Source organism: Roseateles sp. P5_B10 (assembly GCF_056400485.1).
On record NZ_JBFULE010001581.1, the window covers coordinates 1 to 614 of the forward strand.

The following is a 614-nucleotide window of genomic DNA, read 5'->3' on the forward strand; positions in this document are numbered from 1 at the left end:
GGGCGACATGCAGACCACCGATCCGCATTCGCAGAACGAGGTCATGACCAACAGCCTGAACAACCAGGTCTACGAGGGCCTGACSCGGCGCGGCAAGGACATGAGCATCGGCCCGGCGCTGGCGACCGAGTGGACCCAGGTCACGCCGCTGATCTGGCGCTTCAAGCTGCGCCCGGGCGTCAAGTTCCACGACGGCACGCCCTTCACCGCCGACGACGTCGTGTTCTCGATGCAGCGCCTGCGCGACCCGAATGCACCGCAGCGCGTCTATGCGAATGCCGTCGGCATCCCGAAGGCGGTGGACCCGCTGACCGTCGTCTTCGCGCTGGACAAGCCCAATCCCATCGTGCCGGAGCTGATAGCCAACCTGTTCATCATGAGCCAGCGCTGGTGCGAGCAGCACCGCGTGACGAAACCGCTGAACTTCAAGCAGCAGGAGGAGTCCTATGCCAGCCAGAACGCCAACGGCACCGGCCCCTTCATGCTGGTCAGCCGACAGCCAGGCGTAAAGACGGTCTTCAAGCGCAACCCCAACTGGTGGAACAAGTTCGAGGGCAATCTGCAGGAATTCATCTATGTGCCCATCAGCAACGACGCGACACGCACGGCGGCCC

At 63.8% G+C, this 614-nt stretch carries 1 protein-coding gene; it reads left to right on the forward strand.

Annotated elements, in window-relative coordinates; genetic code table 11:
* A partial coding sequence (locus AC1DU6_RS34695; RefSeq protein ID WP_477863055.1) for an ABC transporter substrate-binding protein occupies window positions 1–614 on the forward strand: 614 nt, incomplete at both ends.